General features: G+C 46.6%; 17 protein-coding genes and 2 pseudogenes. 10 read left to right on the forward strand and 9 right to left on the reverse strand.

Annotated elements, in window-relative coordinates; genetic code table 11:
• Positions 1–26 precede the first annotated feature (26 nt).
• Both ACES2C_RS02905 and ACES2C_RS02910 read left to right on the forward strand, forming a co-directional pair.
• Positions 27–3,203 carry an efflux RND transporter permease subunit gene (locus tag ACES2C_RS02905; protein ID WP_374165520.1) on the forward strand — a complete coding sequence of 1,059 codons (3,177 nt, stop codon included), beginning with the start codon at positions 27–29 and terminating at the stop codon, positions 3,201–3,203.
• 97 nt (positions 3,204–3,300) lie between these two features.
• Complete coding sequence (locus ACES2C_RS02910; protein WP_374165521.1) at positions 3,301–4,038, forward strand: ThuA domain-containing protein; 738 nt, start codon at positions 3,301–3,303, stop codon at positions 4,036–4,038.
• A 71-nt stretch (positions 4,039–4,109) separates the two neighbouring features.
• On the opposite strand, the gene lpdA is transcribed toward ACES2C_RS02910, so the two are convergent.
• Genes lpdA through ACES2C_RS02925 form a run of 3 tightly spaced genes read right to left on the reverse strand, consistent with a single transcriptional unit; the run spans position 4,110 to position 6,724 of the window.
• Complete coding sequence (gene lpdA / locus ACES2C_RS02915) at positions 4,110–5,513, reverse strand: dihydrolipoyl dehydrogenase (RefSeq protein ID WP_374165522.1); 1,404 nt, start codon at positions 5,511–5,513, stop codon at positions 4,110–4,112.
• 51 nt (positions 5,514–5,564) lie between these two features.
• Complete coding sequence (locus ACES2C_RS02920; protein WP_374165523.1) at positions 5,565–5,819, reverse strand: hypothetical protein; 255 nt, start codon at positions 5,817–5,819, stop codon at positions 5,565–5,567.
• The gene (locus ACES2C_RS02925) at positions 5,807–6,724 is read right to left on the reverse strand and encodes a hypothetical protein (protein WP_374165524.1); all 918 of its coding nucleotides are present in this window, start codon (positions 6,722–6,724) and stop codon (positions 5,807–5,809) included. Before ACES2C_RS02925 ends, ACES2C_RS02920 begins: the two co-directional genes overlap by 13 nt.
• Before the next feature lie 81 nt (positions 6,725–6,805).
• On the opposite strand from ACES2C_RS02925, the gene ACES2C_RS02930 reads away from it, so the two are divergent.
• Together ACES2C_RS02930 and ACES2C_RS02935 are read left to right on the forward strand one after the other, a co-directional pair.
• Positions 6,806–8,671, forward strand: a complete 1,866-nt coding sequence (locus tag ACES2C_RS02930) for a CocE/NonD family hydrolase (protein ID WP_374165525.1) — start codon at positions 6,806–6,808, stop codon at positions 8,669–8,671.
• 143 nt (positions 8,672–8,814) lie between these two features.
• The gene (locus tag ACES2C_RS02935; protein ID WP_374165526.1) at positions 8,815–9,543 is read left to right on the forward strand and encodes a head GIN domain-containing protein; all 729 of its coding nucleotides are present in this window, start codon (positions 8,815–8,817) and stop codon (positions 9,541–9,543) included.
• 74 nt (positions 9,544–9,617) lie between these two features.
• Here ACES2C_RS02935 and ACES2C_RS02940 read toward each other — a convergent pair whose 3' ends face one another.
• The 4 genes from ACES2C_RS02940 to ACES2C_RS02955 all read right to left on the reverse strand — a co-directional run bounded on the left by ACES2C_RS02940 (position 9,618) and on the right by ACES2C_RS02955 (position 16,188).
• Entirely contained in the window at positions 9,618–10,340 is a 723-nt protein-coding gene (locus ACES2C_RS02940) for a DUF2490 domain-containing protein (RefSeq protein ID WP_374165527.1), read from the reverse strand.
• A 98-nt stretch (positions 10,341–10,438) separates the two neighbouring features.
• Positions 10,439–11,998: a 2-oxoglutarate dehydrogenase complex dihydrolipoyllysine-residue succinyltransferase gene (odhB, locus tag ACES2C_RS02945; RefSeq protein ID WP_374165528.1), complete on the reverse strand. Its 1,560-nt coding sequence runs from the start codon at positions 11,996–11,998 to the stop codon at positions 10,439–10,441.
• A gap of 18 nt (positions 11,999–12,016) precedes the next feature.
• Entirely contained in the window at positions 12,017–14,821 is a 2,805-nt protein-coding gene (locus ACES2C_RS02950; protein WP_374165529.1) for a 2-oxoglutarate dehydrogenase E1 component, read from the reverse strand.
• A 95-nt stretch (positions 14,822–14,916) separates the two neighbouring features.
• Entirely contained in the window at positions 14,917–16,188 is a 1,272-nt protein-coding gene (locus tag ACES2C_RS02955; RefSeq protein ID WP_374165530.1) for a DASH family cryptochrome, read from the reverse strand.
• Positions 16,189–16,394: 206 nt separating this feature from the next.
• Between ACES2C_RS02955 and ACES2C_RS02960 the strand changes: the two genes are divergently transcribed.
• The gene (locus ACES2C_RS02960; RefSeq protein ID WP_374165531.1) at positions 16,395–16,823 is read left to right on the forward strand and encodes a CBS domain-containing protein; all 429 of its coding nucleotides are present in this window, start codon (positions 16,395–16,397) and stop codon (positions 16,821–16,823) included.
• 2 nt (positions 16,824–16,825) lie between these two features.
• Here ACES2C_RS02960 and ACES2C_RS02965 read toward each other — a convergent pair whose 3' ends face one another.
• Positions 16,826–17,164, reverse strand: coding sequence for a ferredoxin (locus tag ACES2C_RS02965; RefSeq protein ID WP_374165532.1), 339 nt, complete (start codon positions 17,162–17,164; stop codon positions 16,826–16,828).
• Positions 17,165–17,201: 37 nt separating this feature from the next.
• On the opposite strand from ACES2C_RS02965, the gene ACES2C_RS02970 reads away from it, so the two are divergent.
• The 5 genes and pseudogenes from ACES2C_RS02970 to ACES2C_RS02990 all read left to right on the forward strand — a co-directional run bounded on the left by ACES2C_RS02970 (position 17,202) and on the right by ACES2C_RS02990 (position 20,455).
• Positions 17,202–17,756, forward strand: coding sequence for an NAD-dependent epimerase/dehydratase family protein (locus ACES2C_RS02970; protein WP_374165533.1), 555 nt, complete (start codon positions 17,202–17,204; stop codon positions 17,754–17,756).
• Between the two features lie 74 nt (positions 17,757–17,830).
• Entirely contained in the window at positions 17,831–18,115 is a 285-nt protein-coding gene (locus tag ACES2C_RS02975; protein WP_374165534.1) for a DUF1731 domain-containing protein, read from the forward strand.
• Positions 18,105–18,535 (forward strand): annotated as a pseudogene (locus ACES2C_RS02980) (deoxyribodipyrimidine photo-lyase); the annotation flags it as partial. The gene ACES2C_RS02975 and the pseudogene ACES2C_RS02980, both read left to right, overlap by 11 nt.
• A 372-nt stretch (positions 18,536–18,907) precedes the next feature.
• Positions 18,908–19,423, forward strand: a complete 516-nt coding sequence (locus ACES2C_RS02985; RefSeq protein ID WP_374166897.1) for an FAD-binding domain-containing protein — start codon at positions 18,908–18,910, stop codon at positions 19,421–19,423.
• Between the two features lie 132 nt (positions 19,424–19,555).
• Positions 19,556–20,455, forward strand: coding sequence for an NDP-sugar synthase (locus ACES2C_RS02990; protein ID WP_374165535.1), 900 nt, complete (start codon positions 19,556–19,558; stop codon positions 20,453–20,455).
• Between the two features lie 208 nt (positions 20,456–20,663).
• On the opposite strand, the pseudogene ACES2C_RS02995 reads toward ACES2C_RS02990, so the two are convergent.
• Positions 20,664–22,114, reverse strand: a pseudogene (locus tag ACES2C_RS02995) (IS1182 family transposase).
• Positions 22,115–22,235 lie beyond the last annotated feature (121 nt).

Consider the following 22,235-nt stretch of genomic DNA (forward strand, 5'->3'; position numbering starts at 1 on the left):
CCTGTTGCCGAATAATTTGATTAGAAATGAAAATAGCTGAAGTATCGATAAAAAGGCCAACAATCGTCGTGGTACTGTTTACAGTGCTGACTTTGTTAGGCATAATAAGCTACAGGTCGCTCAACTATGAAATGCTGCCTAAGTTTAACCCGGGAGTAGTGTCGATCACTACTATTTATCCGGGCGCCTCTCCCAACGAGGTGGAAAACACGGTGACAAAAAAGATTGAGGATGCAGTAGCATCTATGGAAAACATAAAGAAGCTCAACGCCGTGTCATACGAAAGCCTTTCACTGGTCACCATTCAGCTGACCAGTGAAGGCGACGCCGACTATGCACTCAACGATGCGCAAAGAAAGGTCAATGCGATCTTGTCTCAGCTTCCGGAGGACGTTGAAGCACCTTCTCTGAATAAGTTTTCACTTGACGACCTTCCCATTGTTACCATGTCGGCTACTTCCAGCATGGATGATGCGTCGTTTTATGATCTGATTGACAATCGCATCGTACCGAGAATATCGAGGGTCGACGGAGTAGCTCAGGTAAATATTGTAGGCGGTCGCGAGCGGGAGATTCAGGTGAGCATTGATGAGAACAAGCTGGAAGGATATGGACTATCCCTGCTGACTGTTCAGCAAGCAATCCAAACTTCAAATCTTGATTTTCCTACGGGCAGCATTAAGACTCAGGAGCGGGACATCCTGATCCGTCTGGCCGGGAAATACGCAAATATTGACGAGTTGCGCAACCTGATCATTTCTGACAAAAACGGAGTACAGGTACGACTCCGCGATGTTGCAGACGTTCAGGACTCGCAAAAAGATGTCGAAAAGCTCGCACGAGTGAACAGACGCGCTGCAATAGCGCTGCAGGTGCTCAAACAAACGGACGCAAACGCAGTAGAAGTGAGCCGTGGTATCCACTCAATCATTAGTGCTCTTAACGGAGACTATAAAAATATCAAACTGAACTTGACAGTCGCCTCTGACAGCTCGGTTTATACACTGGAATCAGCGGATGCGGTGATCCATGACCTTATACTGGCGGTTATACTGGTTGCTTTTGTGATGCTATTCTTCCTGCACAGCTTGAGAAATGCCGCAATTGTAATGGTATCCATTCCTGCATCCCTAATTGCTACGTTCATCGGGATCAACATGGCTGGGTTTACACTAAACCTGATGTCATTACTTGGCTTGTCACTGGTAGTGGGGATCCTCGTGGACGACGCCATTGTAGTTCTTGAAAACATATACCGGCACATGGAGATGGGAAAGAACAGGGTAAGAGCAGCCTACGATGCTACCAGGGAAATCGGCTTTACGGTAACTTCTATTACCCTCGTTATCGTCGTCGTGTTCTTTCCAATTGCCATCAGTACGGGTCTTGTTTCTGACATCTTAAGAGAGTTCTGCGTGGTGGTCATTATCGCTACCCTTCTGAGCTTACTGGCCTCCTTCACGATTGTGCCTCTTCTTTCCTCCCGGTTCGGAAAGCTGGAACATATTGAAGGCAAGAACTTCTTCGGAAGGATCATACTTCGATTTGAGAGAGGCCTCGACAAGTTCACAGCATGGATAACAAGGTTGCTCGAATGGTCTCTGGGTCATAAGAAGACAGTTCTTGGGCTCACCGTGTTACTACTGCTTGCCTCGTTCGGGTTGCTTGGCGCCGGCTTTATTGGGGCCGAATTCTTCCCACAGAGTGACAGGGGGGAATTTATGGTGCAGATTGAGATGCCGAAAGATGCATCGGTAGAACAGACCAATCTGATGACTAGTAAAGCTGAGGCCTTTCTGAGTAAAAAGCAGGAGGTGACACGTCTGATCACCACTGTGGGTCAGACCAGTGAAGGATTCGGCGGCCAGCAAGCAACGGCTTATAAATCGGAGATCAATGTGCAGCTGGTAGACAGGAAAGAGCGGGATGACCCTTCAGACGTTTACGCTGCGAAGATAAAAAGGGAGCTCGCGCCTGTCCTGGTGGGCGCGAAGATCACCACCACCCCTGTGAGCATTCTCGGGACTGCTGAGCAGGCCCCTATTGAGGTGGTTGTAATGGGAGCCGAACTTGATAGTGTAAGCAAGTTCGCCAATGTTGTAAGATCAAAACTTGCTAAGATTCCCGGAGCAACGGAAGTGAAATTGTCTGTGGAAGAAGGGAACCCCGAAGTAAGAGTACAGGTAGACAGGGATAAGATGTCATCACTTGGGCTGAGCCTGCAGACGGTCGGGGGAACCATGCAAACAGCGTTCAGCGGGAATACTGACAGTAAATTCCGCCAGGGTGAGTATGAATACGACATCAACATCAGGCTCGACAACTTCAACAGACAGAGCGTGGAGGACGTGAAGAACCTCACCTTTATCAACGCAAATGGCGAGCAAATTCATTTGGATCAGTTCGCTACCGTTACTGAGAGTTCGGGACCAAGCCAGCTGGAACGACAGGATAAGAGCACCAAGATCTCTGTCCAGGCTCAGGTAGTGGGACGTCCGTCCGGAACTATATTCTCTGAACTGGAGGAGCAAATAAAGAACCTGCCAAAGCCGGGCGGAGTAAGCTACGTGTATGGCGGGGATATGGAAAACCAGTCAGAGGGATTTGGTACGCTGGGGATCGCCCTTCTGATGTCTATCATTCTGGTTTACCTGATCATGGTAGCCCTTTATGACAACTATGTATATCCGTTCGTGGTAATGTTCTCCATCCCCCTATCCATCATAGGTGCGCTGCTTGCACTTGCGCTGACCAACAACTCGATGAACATCTTCACTATCCTCGGCTTGATCATGCTGATCGGTCTGGTAGCTAAGAATGCGATCATCCTGGTCGACTTCACCAACCAGCAGAAGGCAGATGGCAAGAGCACCAGAGAAGCGCTTATTCTTGCCAACCATGCACGTCTTCGCCCAATCCTCATGACAACGATCGCTATGGTGATCGGGATGCTTCCTATCGCTATTGCAAAAGGTGCAGGCGCAGAATGGAAGAATGGACTGGCCTGGGTAATCATCGGCGGGCTGACAAGCTCGTTGTTCCTTACCCTTGTGATAGTTCCGGTGATCTACGAAGCATTTGATAAGATCATGACCAGATTTGGCTGGAACAAGCACGATGTTGACATTGAAGCACAAATGACTGAACCGTATACAGGCGAAATTGACGACGATGAGTACGAAATGATGCAGTATGAAAAATAAAGGTTATAGTTTATACAGATAAAAAAAGGGGCTTACGCCCCTTTTTTTATCTGTATAAGATTAGCTATCTTCGTTATAACCAATTTACCAGCAGCTGATGATCTACCCGATTTTACTTTCCGTTTTTTCATTCTTATCCGCGGGACTCTCCTCTTGTCATGACAAGAAAGCAGAGGAGCAAACCTCGCCCCGAATTCTTGTTTTTTATAAGACCGGCGGGTATTACCACCAGTCCATTCCCGACGGGATACGGGCAATTCAAACTCTAGGTGAGGAAAATAGGTTCGCCGTAGATACAACGAAAAATGCCGGAGCCTTTAGCTCGTCCAATCTAAAAAAGTATGATGCGGTTGTTTTCCTGAATACCACTCATGAAGTACTGGACGATCAGCAACAGAATGCATTTGAACAGTACATCCGGTCCGGGAAAGGGTTCGTGGGAGTACACGCGGCAACAGATACCGAGTACGAATGGCCCTGGTTTAACAAGCTGGTAGGTGCTTACTTTACGAACCATCCGAAGGTTCAGGAAGCAAAGATCCTGGTGAAGGACAAGAATCACCCCTCAACCAGTCATCTTCCCTCCGTTTGGGTTCATATCGACGAATGGTATAATTTTAAAAATATCAATCCGGACATTAAAGTGCTGGCCTGGCTCGACGAAAAGAGTTATGAAGGCGGACAAAACGGCGATCAGCACCCTATTGCCTGGTACCATGAGTTTGACGGAGGCAGAGCGTTTTACACGGGCCTTGGACATACCTCTGAAAGTTACCGGGAGCCGATGTTCCTCAAGCATCTTCTGGGCGGAATTGTCTACGCCATTGGAAAATAAAAGCAGGAAAGGCCGATCATCTTAATCGGCCTTTCCTGCTTTTATTTGTGATATCTATCGTCCGGCAGTAGCTAGATATGTATCGCTCTGTTTTCTGTAGCAGCCAAAGCTGCCTCTTTAAATGCTTCGGTATAGGTTGGATGTGCATGACTAATCCTGCCGATGTCTTCTGCTGAAGCACGGAATTCCATAGCGACCACAGCCTCTGCAATCATATCGGCGGCCCTCGGTCCGATCATATGAACCCCCAGGAGCTCGTCCGTCTGGGCATCAGACAGGACCTTTACAAGGCCATCAGTATCCATACTCGCCCGCGCTCTGCCACTTGCCTTAAAAGGAAAGGAACCTGCTTTATACTTCTTTCCCTGCTCTTTCAGCTGCTCTTCTGTAAAACCGACGCTTGCTACCTCAGGCCAGGTGTAGACGACACCAGGAATCAGGTTATAGTTAATATGAGGTTTCTGACCTGCTATTGTTTCAGCAACAAAAACGCCTTCCTCCTCTGCCTTATGAGCAAGCATCGCTCCCCTTACAACATCTCCTATTGCATACACTCCCTTAACTGAGGTTTCCAGGTGATCGTTTACCGGAATTTTCTTACCTCGTTCTTCCAGCTGTATACCGATGTTATCAAGCCCCAGATCCCTAGTATATGCGGTTCTTCCTACAGCTACAATACAGTAGTCGCCTTCCAGTGTTACCGCTTCACCCTTGGGACTATCAGCAGTTACGGTTACTTTCTTACCTTTTACAGAAGCGCCTGTCACCTTATGGCTCAACAGGAACTCGAAACCCAGCTTGGTAAGCGACTTCTGAAGCTCCTTGCTCATGGTCCTGTCCATGGTAGCAATGATCGAGTCGAGGAATTCAACAACTGTAACCTTTGCTCCAAGGCGCGCATATACCGAGCCCAGCTCAAGCCCGATCACTCCTCCGCCTATTACAATCAGGTGCCTGGGGACCTCCGGGAGATTAAGGGCTTCTGTTGAAGTAATAATACGTTTCTTGTCAACTGGCAGAAAAGGCAATGCCGTCGGCTTAGAGCCTGTTGCAATTATAACTTTCTCACTTGTGATCGTTTCTGATGATCCGTCTGCTTTTGCAATCTTTATGGTGTTCTTGTCGACAAACGATCCGACGCCATTATAGGGGGTGATCTTATTCTTTTTAACGAGGAAAGATATACCGGCCGTGTTCTCCTGTACAACCTGATTTTTCCTCGCTATCATCTGCGGGAGGTCGACCTTCAGGTCCTTTACAGAAATCCCGTGCGTGCTGAATGTATGAGCGGCGTTGTAGTAGTGCTCTGATGAGTCGAGCAGAGCCTTTGAAGGAATACAGCCAACATTCAGACAGGTACCCCCAAAAGTACTGTACTTTTCTATAATCGCAGTCTTCAATCCGAGCTGGGCACAACGGATAGCGGCAACATATCCGCCCGGGCCACTGCCGATTACTGTTACGTCGTATTGCATATTCATAGTTTGTTTAGTTCAAAGTTAAGGTAAAGTGTATAAAACCCGGCATCAAATATCAGGATGCCTCTCAAATTCTAGTGAGCGATCGAACAAATAGCGATACGTGTGATGAGTCTTATACTTCACCGCACCTATCTGTTCAGCAACGTGCATCATCCGGGGATTGAAGTCGCCGATCCAGTTCATTTGCACCCGGTCGTACGCTTTAATACGCCGCAGCGAGTTCCATGCGTATACGATAAGGGCTACTTCCACACCCTTCCTCTGCTGCTCTGGGATAATACCGAAAGCTAGTCCGTACATGGTACGGCACCGCTCGAAATACTTATTGAAAGCCAGCCGGGCCTTTGCAAGCAGTCCCGGCTCGCCTTTCGCGTACTTAACGAAAAGCTCATTAAGCTCCGGAATGCAAAGAAAAAACCGATCGGCTCATCCTTAAAGTAAGCAAACCAGGCAATACGTTCGTCAATCACCGGTCCCAGTCCCTTAATCAATTTTTTGGCGGACTCGACGCTCATTTCGTCTACCCCTTCATGCTTGACCCAGGCTTTATTATAAACAGCTCTGAAGTCATTTACATACTTATCCAGATTCTTACTTTCGACATTTCTAAAGCTGTACGAAGAATTTTTGAATATCCGGTCGGCTATTTTATGGTAGGCGGGCTGCAAGGGGTCGTCAACTCTTCTCAGGTAGGTGTATTGCCTGAAGAACACGTTAAAGCCGTAATCTTCGAAGAACCTTTGATACCAGGGAGGATTGTAGTTACAACAGTAGCAAGGCGGATGAAAGCCCTCGGTAAGCAGCCCCCACCATTTCTCACGGCTTCCAAGATTTATCGGACCGTCCATCGCTTCCATACCCTGCTTTTTAAGCCACTTCTGCGCCGCATCAAACAAAATAAAAGCAGCCTCCCTGTTGTCAATACATTCGAAAAATCCAATACCGCCTGTTGGCTGAGTATATGAATAGGCAGTTTCCTCATTCACAAAGGCAGCAATACGACCTATCCCCTGCCCCTTTTCGTTCTTTAATATCCAACGAACCGCTTTTCCGTCTTTATAGAATTTATTAGTATCCTTGCTGAACACGTTCTCTACGTCCGAGCTAAGCGGTCTTATATAGTTGGGGTCGTCTGCATATAAGTTCAGCGGGACCTTTAGAAACTCAGCGGCCTGTCTAGGGTCGTTTACCTCTATCAAATTCATTCTGGATGGAAGGAAATTTTTATAAACGGGCTCAAAGCTATTACTGTTTTTCTAAATTCGCATGAATCCATATTTTAATTCATGAAAAGATATCTCATTCTGCTTTTTTTAACACTTACCTTACAATTGCAGGCTCAAACGGAGACAGATTCGGCGTTTGTGCGTGATCATTATAAGAAAATCGAACGATACATTAAAATGAGGGACGGGATTAGGCTATTTACCTCGATCTACATTCCCAAAGACAATAGCAGGAAATACCCCTTTCTGATTAACCGAACCCCATACACCGTAGCTCCTTATGGCGAAGACCAGTACAAAAAGAGCCTCGGTCCGTCTATGCTCTTTGCCCGGGAAGGTTATATCTTCGTCTATCAGGATGTCAGGGGGAAATGGATGAGCGAAGGCAGCTACGAAGATATCAGGCCACATCTGACAATTAAAAAGAGTAAAAAGGATATAGATGAAAGCACAGATACATACGACACTATTGACTGGCTCATAAAAAACATTAAAGGGAACAATGGAAAGGCGGGCATCTACGGGATCTCTTATCCTGGCTTTTATTCCACTGCTTCACTGCCAGGCGCCCACCCGGCACTAAAGGCAGCTTCGCCACAGGCCCCTGTCACAAACTGGTTTATCGGAGACGATTTTCATCACAATGGTGCGTTGTTTCTGGCCGATGCGTTCTCATTTTACTCAAGTTTCGGCGTGCCAAGACCGAAGCCAATTACTCCCGACAAAGGGCCGGCCCGGCTCAATTATCACACTCGTGATAATTACAAATTCTACCTGGATCTGGGTCCGCTCAGGAACGTGAAGGAGAAGTATTTCGGGGATTCCATTAAGTTCTGGAACGACCTCGTTTCACATGGGACCTACGATCAGTTCTGGAAAGCAAGACTTATAACCCCGCATTTAAAGAGTGTCAAGCCAGCCACATTAGTGGTCGGAGGATTTTTTGATGCGGAAGACTGCTATGGAGCGCTTGCCACGTACCAGGCGATTGAGAAGCAGAACAGCGGCAACAACAACACACTGGTAATGGGCCCATGGTTCCATGGGGGCTGGGCGAGATCTGCGGGCGACATGTTTGGAGACATTAAGTTCGGCCAGCCCACCAGCACCTGGTACCAGGAAAATGTTGAGTTTCCATTCTTTCAGCACTATCTTAAGGGAGCGCCGGCTCCTGATCAGCCGGAGGCTCTGATATTTGAAACAGGGCGCAACGAATGGAAAAGATATAGTGTTTGGCCTCCTAAGGAAATAAGGCAGCAAAAGCTGTTTTTTCAGGCAGATCACAAGCTTTCTTTTAGTGCTCCATCCAAAACGGAAAGCTTTGATGAATATCTGAGCGATCCTTCCAGTCCAGTGCCCTATGAAGATGGCGTCCACCTGCAAAGGACACGGGAATACATGATAGGAGATCAAAGATTCGCTTCCAGAAGGCCAGATGTCATGGTCTACCAGACTGAAGTATTGGAGAAAGACATCACCCTGGCGGGCCCTGTTATCGCTGATCTGATGGTATCTACTTCAGGAACTGATGCTGACTACGTGGTCAAGCTTATCGACGTATATCCTGATGACTATCCTAATAACGTGCCTAACCCCAATAACGTGGAGATGGGTGGCTACCAGATGCTCGTACGGGGCGAAGTGATGAGAGGCAAGTTCAGAAACAGCTTCGAAAAGCCGGAGCCTTTTGTCCCAGGGCAGGTAACACAGGTTAAGTATACACTGCCCGATGTGGCACATACCTTTAAAGCCGGTCATCGAATCATGATACAAGTACAAAATTCCTGGTTCCCTCTTGTAGACAGGAATCCTCAGAAATTTGTTGATATCTATAACGCAGAGGAGAAAGACTTTCAAAAGGCTACTCACCGGATTTACCACGACAAGGTAAACGCTTCTGGTGTTATTTTACCTGTTCTGCCCTGATAGTTGAGGGCTGCCCTCTGCTTTTTTAGAATTTCGATGTAACGTTCTTGTCTTCTCATCGTCTTAGAAGTAAGCTTCAGGGACAATACGAATCGCTATCAGGAAATAAAGACCTCTAAGCGATACCTTAAAAAAGCGGTAAAATGAAAAAAGGATTAGCTTCATTTGGATGGATTCTTCTGTTGTTGCCATTTCTTAGCGTGGCCGGGACTTCCACACTTCTTCATTCGGTAGCGGAGACATCGCGCCCGTCGGATGAAAGGAACGTATCTGGCTTTCATGCCGTTTCGTCTTCCGGCTCATTTGAAGTCCATATCACAATGGGATCGAGTGAAAAGTTAAGAATTGAAGGCGATGAGGATCAGTTGAGCAGGATCGAAACGAAAGTCGAAAACGGCATACTGAAGATAGGCTACAAACGTCAGGCGGGATTACAACGGTCCGCAACAAGAGCTAAAGTTTATATCACGGCCAAATCAGTTGATGCGCTTACCCTCAGCGGGTCAGGAAACATCGAAGTAGAAGGCGATATTCGCGGCGAAAGTCTGAATACGAAAGTCAGCGGGTCCGGAAGTATTACGTTCTCTGCAGTAGTGAGTCATCTTACTGCCGCGATTAGCGGATCAGGAGACCTCACAGCCTCAGGTTCAGCCGACGATTGCGAGCTCTCCATTAGCGGTTCAGGAGAGTTCTCTGGCAAAAACTTCAAAACAAAAAAAGCCGGAGTTAAAGTATCAGGTTCAGGTAGCGTCAACTTGCATGTCGCAAACGAATTAAATGCTGTTATAAGAGGATCAGGGAACGTCCATTATTCCGGAGATCCTGTTGTCCGCCAGGACAGAAGTGGCTCAGGAAAAGTTTCGAAGAACTAAAAACAGTTGCTACATATTACGTTGACAAGTAAGTAAACTCCGGGCGGTGCGGCCCGGAGTTTTACTTTTTATGTCTAAAATCTGGTGTAGAACGCAAGTTGAAGCGCGTTGTTACTGGTGTTATTGCTTTTTCCCTTTATAAACTGATTGAGATATCCCACCTCCACATCCAGTTTGGAACTGAACCGGTAGCCTGCGGCCAGATAAGCGCGATTCTGGTCAAATATATTGCTGTTAAGCTTATCCTTATTCTGCAGGTTCAGGAACACTTCATTTTGAACAGCAGCAAAAGGCCCCTTTGAAAAACTGCCATCCTGTCTAACAACAGGCATAATCAAACGAGCAAAGTACCTCAGCCGCTGGGAAAAGATATCGTCCATTTGTCTCTCAATAAAACGCTGCTCCACCCTAAAACGATGCGTTAATGGAAAGCTGCCGACCTTATGGGCGAAAATGTATTGCTCCCATATCCTGTGCTCAGTCAGATCTCGCATAGTCGGCACCTGGTCGTCAGCATAAGTTCTGACCAAAGCATAACCTGCAGTAACATTCTGCTTGTGATCAATATGGTAAGTGAGTCCCGGGCGGACCAGAAGGTTCCGGCCATATTTCCAGTCGTCAGCCGACCGTAGCTGCACGTCAAGGTGCATTCCCCACTTGGGTGAAAAACGGTAACTGTTAAACCAGGCTGCCCAGCCGGTCTGCTCGCTCTGATTTTTCTGCCCCAAAGCAGGTGAGACAGACAGTATAATTAAGATGAGTGGAAAAACGCGCAAAAGGATAGAAAGGCTATTCATGGCAAAAAGCTAAGTGTGAGACAGAATAAAGGGCTCAGCCCTTCAGGAAGGAATTTAAGAGAAGCCGGCGCTATAGGGGCGCCGGCTTTTATTAAATATTATACTCCGAGGAGTAGTCTTGCCGGATCCTCCAGGAGTTGCTTCACCCGCACGAGGAAACTGACTGATTCACGACCGTCAATTATTCTATGGTCGTAAGATAGCGCTACATACATCATTGGCCTTATTACCACTTCTCCGTTGAGCGCTACCGGACGCTCAACAATGTTGTGCATCCCAAGAATAGCCGACTGAGGAGCATTAATGATTGGCGTAGACATCATTGATCCAAAGACCCCGCCGTTCGTAATGGTGAACGTTCCTCCGGTCATTTCTTCTATACTCAGCTTATTGTCACGGGCTTTGGTTGCAAGAGTCAGAACAGCCTTCTCAATCTCGGCAAGCGTCATCGAGTCCGCGTTCCTTATCACAGGAACTACTAATCCCTTAGGAGCAGAAACGGCGATCGAAACATCTGCAAAGTCGCTGTATACGATCTCCTCCTTTTCTATCCGGGCATTTACTGCCGGAAACTCTCTTAGCGCTTCGCATACTGCCTTGGTAAAGAAGGACATGAAACCAAGTCCAACTCCGTGTTTCTCTTTAAACTTGTCTTTATACTTTGCCCGCAGATCCATGATAGGCTTCATGTCGACTTCATTAAAGGTAGTCAGCATTGCCGTTTCATTTTTGACAGAGACCAGCCGCCGTGCAACAGTCTTTCGAAGTGCAGAGAGCTTCTCACGGCGTTCCTGACGGGAACCAGATGGAACTGAAGCAGTTGACGGAGCCGTTTTACTTTTATCGGCTCCCTCTGTCTTTGAATTTTGCGCCACGGGCTTCGCCTTTGATGCCTGTGCCTGAACGGCATCTTCCTTGGTGATCCTGCCACCAACGCCTGTTCCGCTGACAGAAGAGGGAGCAAGGCCCTTCTCTGCAAGTATTTTAGACGCTGAAGGAGAAGGAGTGCCCGCTGCATAAGACTCAGTCTTATCGGCTGCAGAGCTTGCCGGTGAATCCGCCTGAGTGGCTGTGGACGCAGGTGCAGAAGTCCCTGAAGTGCCACCCTTTTCTATGCGGCATACTACCGCGCCAATCTCAAGGGTGTCGCCTTCTTTAGCGACCTGAATAAGTGTCCCTGCCGCCTCTGCCGTGAGCTCAAAGGTCGCTTTATCTGACTCCAGTTCAGCAATTTGCTCGTCCATTTCTACGTGTGCGCCTTCGCCCTTTAACCAGCGCGATAAGGTCACTTCTGTTATCGACTCGCCCACCGTGGGCACTTTAACTTCGATCATTTCAGCTTTCCCCGCTGCGGGCTGCTCCTGCAATTGCGACTCTTCGATCGTCTCGTTGGCCGCATCGGCTTCTGGCCTGGAAGGACTCTCCCCCGTTTCTATCGTGCAAACGACTGCTCCGATCTCAAGGGTATCACCTTCCGATACGATAGTTTTTAAAGTTCCTGCCGCTTCTGCTGTAAGTTCAAAAGTAGCTTTATCAGATTCAAGTTCAGCGATAACCTCATCCATTTCAACAATCTCACCATCCTTTTTTATCCATTTAGATAAGGTTACTTCTGAAATCGACTCGCCTACCGGCGGAACTTTGATCTCTAAACTCATAATTTGCTATTTATACTATTAATCTACGTTAACGACTTTTTTGGTGGTCTTTACTACAGCTTTCTTTACCTCTTTCCCCGCTGCATCTTCAAATGATTTCCCTACGATGTACAGCTGCTGCGATATATGTTGCTTAGAATAGCCCGTTGCCGTACTGCTGCTCTCCTTCCTTGAGATAACCTGAATGTTGAAATCTGAATTCCGGAACTTTCGGCAGATAAATGGCCACGCTCCCATATTCTCAGGTTCCTCCTGAACCCAGTAGTATTCTGTGGCGTTTGTATACTTATGTTTTAACTCCCGGAGCTGATTGTATGGGATTGGATAGATTTGCTCGACGCGTACAATCGCAACGTCGCGGCACTGGTCTGCCTGCTGCTTTTCAAGCAGGTCATAATAAACTTTCCCGGTACAGAAGATCACCCTCTTTACGTCTTCCGATTTTACATATCCATCATCGATAACCTCTTTGAAATGGCCTCCTGAGAACTCACTCAGATTGCTTACACAAAGGGGGTGTCTGAGCAAACTCTTCGGAGTGAACACCACGAGAGGCTTACGGAAATCACGCTTTAACTGTCGTCTCAGCAAGTGAAAGTAGTTAGCCGGTGTAGTACAATTAGCTACCTGGATGTTATTCTCAGCACATTGCTCAAGGAAACGTTCAATGCGTCCGGAGGAGTGCTCCGGACCCTGTCCCTCATATCCGTGCGGCAGTAAAAGGACCAGGCCGTTAGACCGCTGCCACTTTGTTTCAGCGCTAACAAGGAACTGATCAAGAATGATTTGGGCTCCGTTTACAAAATCCCCAAACTGAGCTTCCCAAATTGTAAGGGATTGCGGATTTGCAAGCGCGTACCCATACTCGAACCCCAGTACTCCATATTCAGACAAATGAGAATTATAAATATCAAATTTGTTATTTACATTGTCTGCTCCTTCTTTCCTGATCTGCATAAGAGGAACATACTCTTCTTCGGAGTCCTCCACCTTTACAACAGCATGGCGGTGAGAGAATGTACCTCTCTCCACATCCTGCCCGCTTATGCGAACCCGGAAACCTTCATCCAGCAGAGTCCCATAAGCAAGAAGCTCTCCCATTGCCCAGTCAAAGGTCTTGTTATTCAACATCGCCTTCCGGTCCTCAAAGAGCTTTTCGATCTTCTTAAAGAATTTTTTCTCAGCCGGCAACGTTGTAATGGTTTCGGCAATTCTGACAAGCGTTTGTTCAGATACAGAAGTTTCTGACTTAAGCTCAAAGTCTTCAGGAGTTGCCATCCTTAACCCCGTCCACGCTCCTGAAAACATAGGATTAGGCTCGTAGGTATTGCTTTCCTTTGACTCGTTTAAGCGCTCCTGCAAAAGAGCACGGAAGTCTTTCTCCATCTCTTTTGCCAGGTTTGCATCAACACTGCCCTGTTCTAAAAGCTTCTTATTGTAAATTTCCCTCGGATTTGGGTGCTGCTCAATGGCCTTATATAAAAGAGGCTGCGTGAACTTCGGCTCGTCAGACTCGTTGTGCCCATACCGGCGATAGCATAAAATATCGATAAACACGTCGTTATGATACCTCTGTCTGTATTCCACAGCCATGTTGATAGCATAGATGAGGGCCTCCACGTCGTCCCCGTTAACGTGGAACACAGGCGAAAGCGTAACCTTGGCTATGTCTGTACAATAGGTAGAAGAACGTGCATCTTTAAAGTTCGTGGTAAATCCTACTTGGTTGTTGATCACGAGATGGATAGTCCCCCCGGTCTTATACCCGTCGAGCTTGGCCATCTGCAACACCTCATATACGATGCCCTGGCCGGCAACTGAAGAGTCTCCATGAATCAAAATAGGAGCAAGACGGGAATGGTCACCGTTATATTTAAAATCAATTTTCGAACGGCTGATGCCTTCTACTACAGGATCAACTGCCTCGAGATGTGAGGGATTGGGACAAAGACTAAGATGAACCTTTTTACCCGAATCAGTTTCTACATCAGTTGAAAAGCCAAGATGATATTTTACGTCACCACCATAGGGCTTAGACTCGTCATACCCCTTGCCTTCAAACTCAGAGAAAATATCTTTATAGGTCTTGTGCATGATGTTTGCCAGCACATTGAGGCGCCCCCTATGAGCCATTCCTATCACAAATTCCTCTATACCGAGGTCAGCACCCCGGTTGATGACGAAATCAAGCGCAGGGATGAGACTTTCAGCCCCCTCTAACGAAAACCTCTTTTGTCCCAGAAATTTGGTACCAAGAAAGTTTTCAAAAACTACAGCTTCATTGAGCTTTGTCAGGATCCTCTTCTTTGTCTCGATAGAGAAATTAGGAGTATTGCGTTCACGCTCCATTCTGTCCCTGAACCATTTTACCTTGTCGGGATTCCGGATATAAACGAATTCAGCCCCTATAGACTCGCAATAGGTCTGCTCAAGCAGGTTACGAATATCTCTGAGAGTTGCAGGACCAAGTCCAACTTCAGCACCAGCATTAAATACAGTATCGAGATCCGCCTCGCTCAGACCAAAAGTATTGAGCTCTTTTCCCGGATAATACTTCCGTCGTTCCCTAACGGGATTAGTCTTGGTAAATAAATGCCCTCGCTGACGGTAACCGTAGATCATATTCATCACTTTCATTTCCTTCAGAAAGTGCTCGGGAGTCTCGCCGCCAGCGACATTATCCTCTGATCCGCGGCCGAAGTCAAAGCCTTCAAAAAACTTCTGCCAGCCAAAGTCTACTAATTCCGGATCCTCCTGATATAATTGGTAAAGCGAGTCTATATAAGATGAGTCTGCATTACTAAGATATGACAAATTGTCCATGAATATCAATTTCTTAAGATAGGTCAAAAATAAAAGTTTAACCGCACAATGAGTAAGTAAATTGTGCCAAAATTGTTTTCTGCAAATGAAACAGATCAGGCCACAGAAGAGCTGCCCTGTTCGGGAAACCACTTCCACAAGTCCTCCTCGCGCGCTACATCTTCAAATTTATAAGATATATTCTTATTCCAAGTGATGATTTTGCTACCCAGGACGGATGCCCAGCTTCCGAGGTTGGTGGCAGGAGAAAAATCGAGCAACTGCTGCTCGAAGTAGGCCGAGCCCACCCGCCACGAAACTCCCAAATCATTAACGAGATACGATGCTGCATATTGCCTGGAAATGTCGGTGATATAACCCGTCGAATTTAGCTCCTTCATGCAAGCGTCCGTCAGTTGATCGCCTGTCGTCCCTTCGCACCAGTTTAAGAACTTTTTCTGCATGCGTTTATTCAGCTCTGTTGCCGCCTCCCCGGCTTGCGCGAGAACACTTCCGTGCTTTTTTAACATAAACCGGTAGTAGTCGCGCCACAAAAGCTCTACTATTACCCTGGAGTGTAATTCAGGGGCAGTTTTTTTATGCCTTTCCGTTAGCCAGTAAACTTCGCGGGACGATATACAGCCGGTCGACAGCCAGGGGGACAGCTTAGATGCAGCCGACCGGTTAGCCTTACTATTGTGGCTCGTTTGAGCCAGCAGGTTGTCTAGACGCTTCAGTCCTTCATCTTCCCCGCCAATGAACTGAGCCAAAAGGACATCATGCCGTTCACGTATCTGAAATCCGAGGTCCTTCAGCTCGGGCAGCTCATCCTCGACAAGTCCATCTGGTAAAACCAGCCTTACCGGGGTATCAAAACAAGGCCGAACCAGACTATCCCGCTCGATCTTCTTTCGAAAAATTGAAAAATTATCGGGTATATTTCTAATGGGAAATGGCAGATCTTCCTTATGATACAGTGTGTGACCGATAAAGTGTCTGAGGTTTATCTGGCGTTTCCACAAGCTTGCCTCAACCCGGGCAGAAATTGCAGTTTCTTCGGGCCCTACTTCCCGGTGGTGATACACTTCACTGACCTGGTATTCATTGCATAGGTCAGGGAGAATATCCTCCGGCTTCCCCCGCCTGACGAGGAGACCACCGCCGAGTCGTCTCAGAGAGCTGCGAAGGTTTCTGACGCTTTCTATTAAGAACCGGGCCCTAAGAAGTCCTGTTTTTTGGGTGCCAAACTCCGTCTTCCCAAAATAGCGCGGATCAAAGCAATATACTGGGATAACCCGGTCTGCTCGTCGTGCAGCTTCAAATAAGACTTCATTATCTCGTATTCTTAGATCATTCCGAAACCAAATTAAAATGGTTCTTTCGCTCATATAATCTAAAACTGAAACGGGCAATATAGACAAAAAAGGCATCCTTAACTACATTGCAACAAGAATGCAATACACTCCTGACACAGCGCCTACAAAACGAAGAAGATGACGAAGTTGCGTTGTCTCGGCACTAATGAGTAACAGCTGCTACATGTACGTTTTATTCTAAATTTTTCTTAACTTTAGAAGTAAGCAACCGATTATTTATGAAAACAGTAAAAGATATCCTTGCAAACAAACCTTCTGGTGTTTATTCGATCCCTCCTCAGGCTTCTGTCTTCGACGCCCTCAACGTCATGATGGATAAGAACATCAGTGCGTTATTGATCATAGAAAATGACGAATTGTTGGGAATTTTCACTGAGCGGGATTACGCGCGTAAAGTAATTTTAAAAGGAAGGGCATCAAAAGAAACCGCAGTAAGCGATGTAATGACAGCTCGCCCCCTCACAGTCTCCCTGACCGACAACATCGATCACTGCATGAATACCATGACCGAAAAGCATATCAGGCACCTGCCCGTGCTCTCCTCAATGAAAGTTGTTGGAATGGTATCTATAGGTGACGTTGTAAAGTCGATAATCGAAATGCAAAAAGAAACCATCAAACATCTCGAGAGCTATATCAACAGCTGATATCACTTTATCTTTTTCAGGTGCGGAAGCTGGCTAAAATCCATCACCAACCGTTCCACTATCCTGTTATTTTCTAAATGCTCAGAGACGATCTCTTCCACGTCGTCCAACTGAACATCGCCGTAAAACACGCCTTCAGGATAAATAACAACGCTGGGACCAAGTTCGCAAGTCTCCATACATCCGGTTTTTTGCGCTCTGATCTCAGCGTTTAAACCTCTATCTTTAATCAGTTTTTTAAATGCTGCCACGAGAGCCATTCCGTGACTCTCTCCGCAGCTTACCCTTGCTCCTGCAGGGCGTTGGTTGGTGCAGATGAAAATATGTTTCGCGTAAAGCATAGTAAAAACAAAGGTACAACTATAAGGTTAACAAAAAATGGCAAAGACGGTTCTGATAACTGGAGCATCTGGTCTTTTAGGGAGGCACCTGTGTTCTCTCCTTTTAAGCGACGGATATGAAGTTCGCGCTCTGAGCCGTGGAAGTTCTGTCCCCGTTCCTGGCGTAGAGTCTTTCCGATGGGATATTGAGAAGGGGTACTTCGATCCCCAAAGCCTGGAAAATGTGGAAGCTGTGATCCACCTGGCGGGCGAGAACCTGGCAGCGCGGCCATGGACGAAGGGCCAGAAACAAAAGATCATCAGAAGCAGAACCGACTCGATAAGGCTTCTTTATAAGCACATACACAATCATCCTGGCGCTGCCTTAAAGACGATAGTTTCAGCCTCTGCGGTAGGCTACTACGGCGACAGAGGCGGGGAAGTACTATATGAGCATAGCCGCCCCGGCAATGACTTCATGAGCCAAACCTGCATAGCATGGGAGAACGCTGTGAATGAAGGAGCTTCTTTAGGATTAAGAGTTGTGAGGTTAAGGACTGGGGTCGTACTCAGTAAGGAGGGGGTGCCTTACCCAAACTGGCGGCACCTATAAAGCTCGGGCTGGGCGCTGCCCTGGGTCCTGGCGACCAATGGATCCCCTGGATCCACCTTGACGATGCTGTAAAAATGTACAAGTTTGTACTGGAAAACGAAAGGGCAAACACGGTCTATAACCACTGTGCTCCGGCTCCTGTTACAAATAGCCAGCTCACAAGAGGGGTAGCCGGTGTCCTTCACCGTCCTTTATGGCTACCGGCAATACCCGCCTTCGCTTTGCGCATCCTGCTGGGCGAGATGAGGGCGGTCTTGCTAAGCAGCACCAAGACATCTGCAGACAAAATCATGGACTTGGGTTTTCAATTTCAATTTAACAACCTGCAGGACGCGTTGACTGACATTTATGGACAATAAGACCGCAGTAAATATCTTCTGGTTCCGCAGGGACCTTCGCCTTCAGGACAACGCCGGTCTCTATCACGCTTTAAGAGCGGGACTACCTGTCCTTCCAATTTTCATTTTCGACACACTGATTCTTGACCAGCTCCCCGATCGTGACGACGCCCGCGTAACATTCATTTATGATGCCCTAACGCAACTTAATGAAGAGCTTCAGTATGTAGGCTCATCAATCCTCACTAAACATGGTACCCCCTGGCGGCCTTTGAAAAGCTGTGCACGCAGTTTGACATTCGCGCCGTCTTTGCCAACAGTGATTACGAACCATATGCAACAGCCAGAGATTCGTCAACACAGGCGTTTCTGGAGAGTCGGGATATATCTTTCTGTACATTTAAGGACCATCTGATCTTCGAGAAGGATGAAGTCGTGAAAGAAAATGGAAGTCCGTACACCGTCTTCTCCGCCTATAAGCGTAAATGGTTTGATAACTTAGTTCCTGAATTTCACTTCAAAGCATATCCAAGCGAAAAATATCTCGCGAACTTTTACAAACAGAAGCTCTCCTTACCCGGAATAGAAAAGATTGGATTCACAAAAAGTGTACTACCGTTTCCTGGCAAAAACTTCTTACCCTTACTTCAAAGATATCACCTCGACCGCGATATACCGTCAATTCCAGGAACGACTAAGATTGGAGTCCACTTACGGTTCGGCACAGTCAGCATTCGTGAACTCGGCAGACAGGGACTGCTGGTTACGGACAAGACTTGGCTCGGGGAGCTGATATGGAGAGACTTTTACGCGATGATCCTATGGCATTATCCGCACACGGCTCAGCACTCATTTAAACAGGAATATGACAAGATTAGCTGGAGAAACTCGGAAGAAGAGTTTAACGCATGGTGCGAGGGAAAGACTGGTTATCCACTGGTTGACGCAGGGATGAGACAATTAAATGCAACAGGATGGATGCATAACCGGGTAAGGATGGTTGTAGCGAGCTTTCTTACCAAGCACCTGCTGATCGACTGGCGCTGGGGGGAAACCTACTTTTCAAGAAAGTTAATTGACTACGATCAGGCTAGTAACGTAGGCGGGTGGCAATGGGCAGCGGGTACAGGCAACGATGCAGTACCTTATTTCAGAATCTTCAATCCTGAGTTGCAGACAAAAAAATTCGATCCCAACTATCGCTACATAAGAAGATGGATACCGGAGATTGGAGATCCTTTCTCTTACCCCAGACCTATTGTTGATCACCGTTTTGCACGAGAAAGAGCGTTACAGGAATATCGAAAAGCACTCAGCGGTAAACCTTAACATATGCTTCATTTTCCGCTTACGGCAAAACAATTATCTTTAGCCCTCGTTGTGCCTTTAGCGCTTAAACAAGTATCGGCTATCAACTTAAACAATATTGTTACTTGAAATCATAATCTATAATTTAGCTGAATGAAACCAACATTACTTATTCTAGCCGCTGGCATGGCCAGCCGCTATGGAAGCATGAAACAAGTTGACGGGTTTGGACCTAATAACGAAACAATTATTGACTACTCTATTTATGATGCGATTCGTGCGGGATTTGGAAAAGTGAGTTTCATTATACGTGAAGAGTTCCTTGACAGCTTCAGAAATATATTTGAGCCAAAGCTAAAGGGCAAGATTGAGGTTGATTTTGTTTTCCAGAGTTATGACCTGTCAAAATACGGCATCAGCAAGCAAATTGAACGGCAAAAGCCATGGGGTACCGGCCACGCTGTATTGGAAGCAAGCTCGCAAGTAAAGGAACCGTTCTGTGTAATCAATGCAGACGACTTTTATGGATTCGATGCATTTCAAAAAATGGCAGACTTTTTAAACTCAGAGGTACGTGATGATCACTACTCATTAATGGGATATGAAGTTGATAAGACCTTGTCTGAGCACGGAGCTGTTTCCAGAGGAATCTGCCGAGTGGACGGTGAAGGGAACCTGCAGGAGATCAATGAACGAACAAAGGTTTATGCTAAGGATGGCCAGATCGTATACGAAGAGGACAACGGTACAGTGACCCCTCTTCATGAAGACGCAAGAGCTTCAATGAACTTCTGGGGCTTTACTCCTGCTATTTTCGAACAGGCTAAGCCTATGTTCACCCGGTTTGTAGAGGCAAATGAGAACAATCCTAAGGCGGAGTTCTTCATACCACTGATGGCTGAAGAATTGGTGAAGACAGGGCAGGCAAGCTTCAAGGTGATTCCTACCTCGTCCAAATGGTTCGGTGTAACCTACAAAGAGGACAAGCCGATCGTTCAAAAGAGCCTGGAAGAGTTGATTGCAAATGGCACGTATCCTTCAAAGCTCTGGTAGGGCTTTACTTTCAAGCAAAAAAAGGCTGCTCAATGGAGGGCACTGAAAAAGCAGCTCAATAATGCTGTATTAAAAAAGCGATCAAGAGAAAGGCAACTTTTACTTGGTCGCTTTTCTTTTTGTCCACTATTTGGTTGGGTGGTTTTTTATAGCCGATACAGGCGTATACAGAACAGATTGGGCAATCGGGCGTGATTTTTCCGGGAACTTAGTTGATCAGTTTGATGATCCTTTTCAGATTTACAGTAAAGATGGCCAGTGCGCCCTGCATCTGCATATTTTCGATGCCATAGGCTATCGCCCGGCCATAGCCATGAACGTTTTTTAGTTCACTGTTCTTGGCTTCGACCTTATACCGGTGTTTGATCTTCTGCTTATACTCGTCTGTTTCCTGAAATGCCATCTGCTGCAGGTGCGTGTCTGATTTTATACTAACCGAGTAGGTTTTGAACTTTGCTCCGGGCCTATAGCAATTCTCTCTCAATGGGCAAACCTTACACTTTTCAACATCAAAGTAATAGGTGTCCACCTGGTTTTCTCCAATATTTTTTTCCCGCAACGTGCCTTTCGGAAGGCCAGATGTCCCGCCGGGCAGACGAACATATCAGCGTCCTTATTGTAATCGAACTTATCTTCTTCTTTTCTGACCCCCTGGGTGATGGCAGGGTTCAGTTTGGCCACCGTTTTGATGCCTTGTCCATTCATTAAGGCAAGGTTATCTTTCCCTGAATAAGCTGAATCGCCGATGACCGTTTCTACTTTAATGCCATTTTGCTGACTGATCTCCAACAGTTTGGGGAGTTGGGGGCCATCGCCCTTTTCCCCTGAAGTAACTACAGCAGCAGTGATGATGCGCTCCTCTGTCATCGCCAAATGGGTCTTGTAACCAAAGAATGAACTATCAGCTGATTTATGGCCTGTTTTGGCATCCCTGTCTTTGGATAATGTATAGTGTTCCTGCGTATCTGCCACCGTCTCTTTCAACAGATTCAACTTCTCTTTTACCGACGGTATCTGGCTTAGCGTCTTGTCAGCTTCGATACACTTTTCCAATGCACTGCAATAGGCCAGTTCTTTATCCAATTCCTCTGTGCTGTTCTTTTCAGGCATTATTGCTTTCATGTCTTCATCTATCGCGTATACCGCTTTGCGCAGTAGCTTTGAACGCTCCCGTAGTACTTCCAAGGCTGAATAAGGGTTTGACCTCGACAGGGAATGGGTAGCATCAACAATGATAGACTTTGACCGGATGATCCCTTTTTCAATAGCTATTGTTACTGTTTTATTAATGAGCAGGTTTAACAGATCATTATCCTTTAACCGCAGCTTCCTGAACTTTGTTAATGAACTGGGGTCGATAACTCCTTCCTCAGGCGACATATCAAGGAAATATTTGAAGGACATATCATACTGCGAACGCTCAACAACATCCACATCCGAAACCGTATAGATCGTTTTCAACAACAGGTATTTGAACATTCGCACAGGGCTTTCAGCCTTCCTGCCGTTGGTCATGCAATATTTGCTGACCAGTTCTTCATAGATAAATGTAAAATCTATCAGGTCGTTGATCTTACGCAGTAGATTGTCTTTGGGAACGATCAGGTCATATAGCCCTGAAAACGCGCTGAACTGTATCTGTTGTTGTTGGGCAAGCATCTTAGTGTCTTTCTTTCGACACTTTAAGATACAAAAAAGGAGCAGAAAACCCTCGTCTTCTACTCCTTTTGTCCCTTAGAACTTTTTCAGTGCCCTCCTCAATGAGCAGCCTTTTTTTTGC

Origin of the sequence: Arcticibacter sp. MXS-1 (assembly GCF_041902385.1) — a bacterium.
Taxonomy (GTDB): Bacteria; Bacteroidota; Bacteroidia; order Sphingobacteriales; family Sphingobacteriaceae; genus Arcticibacter.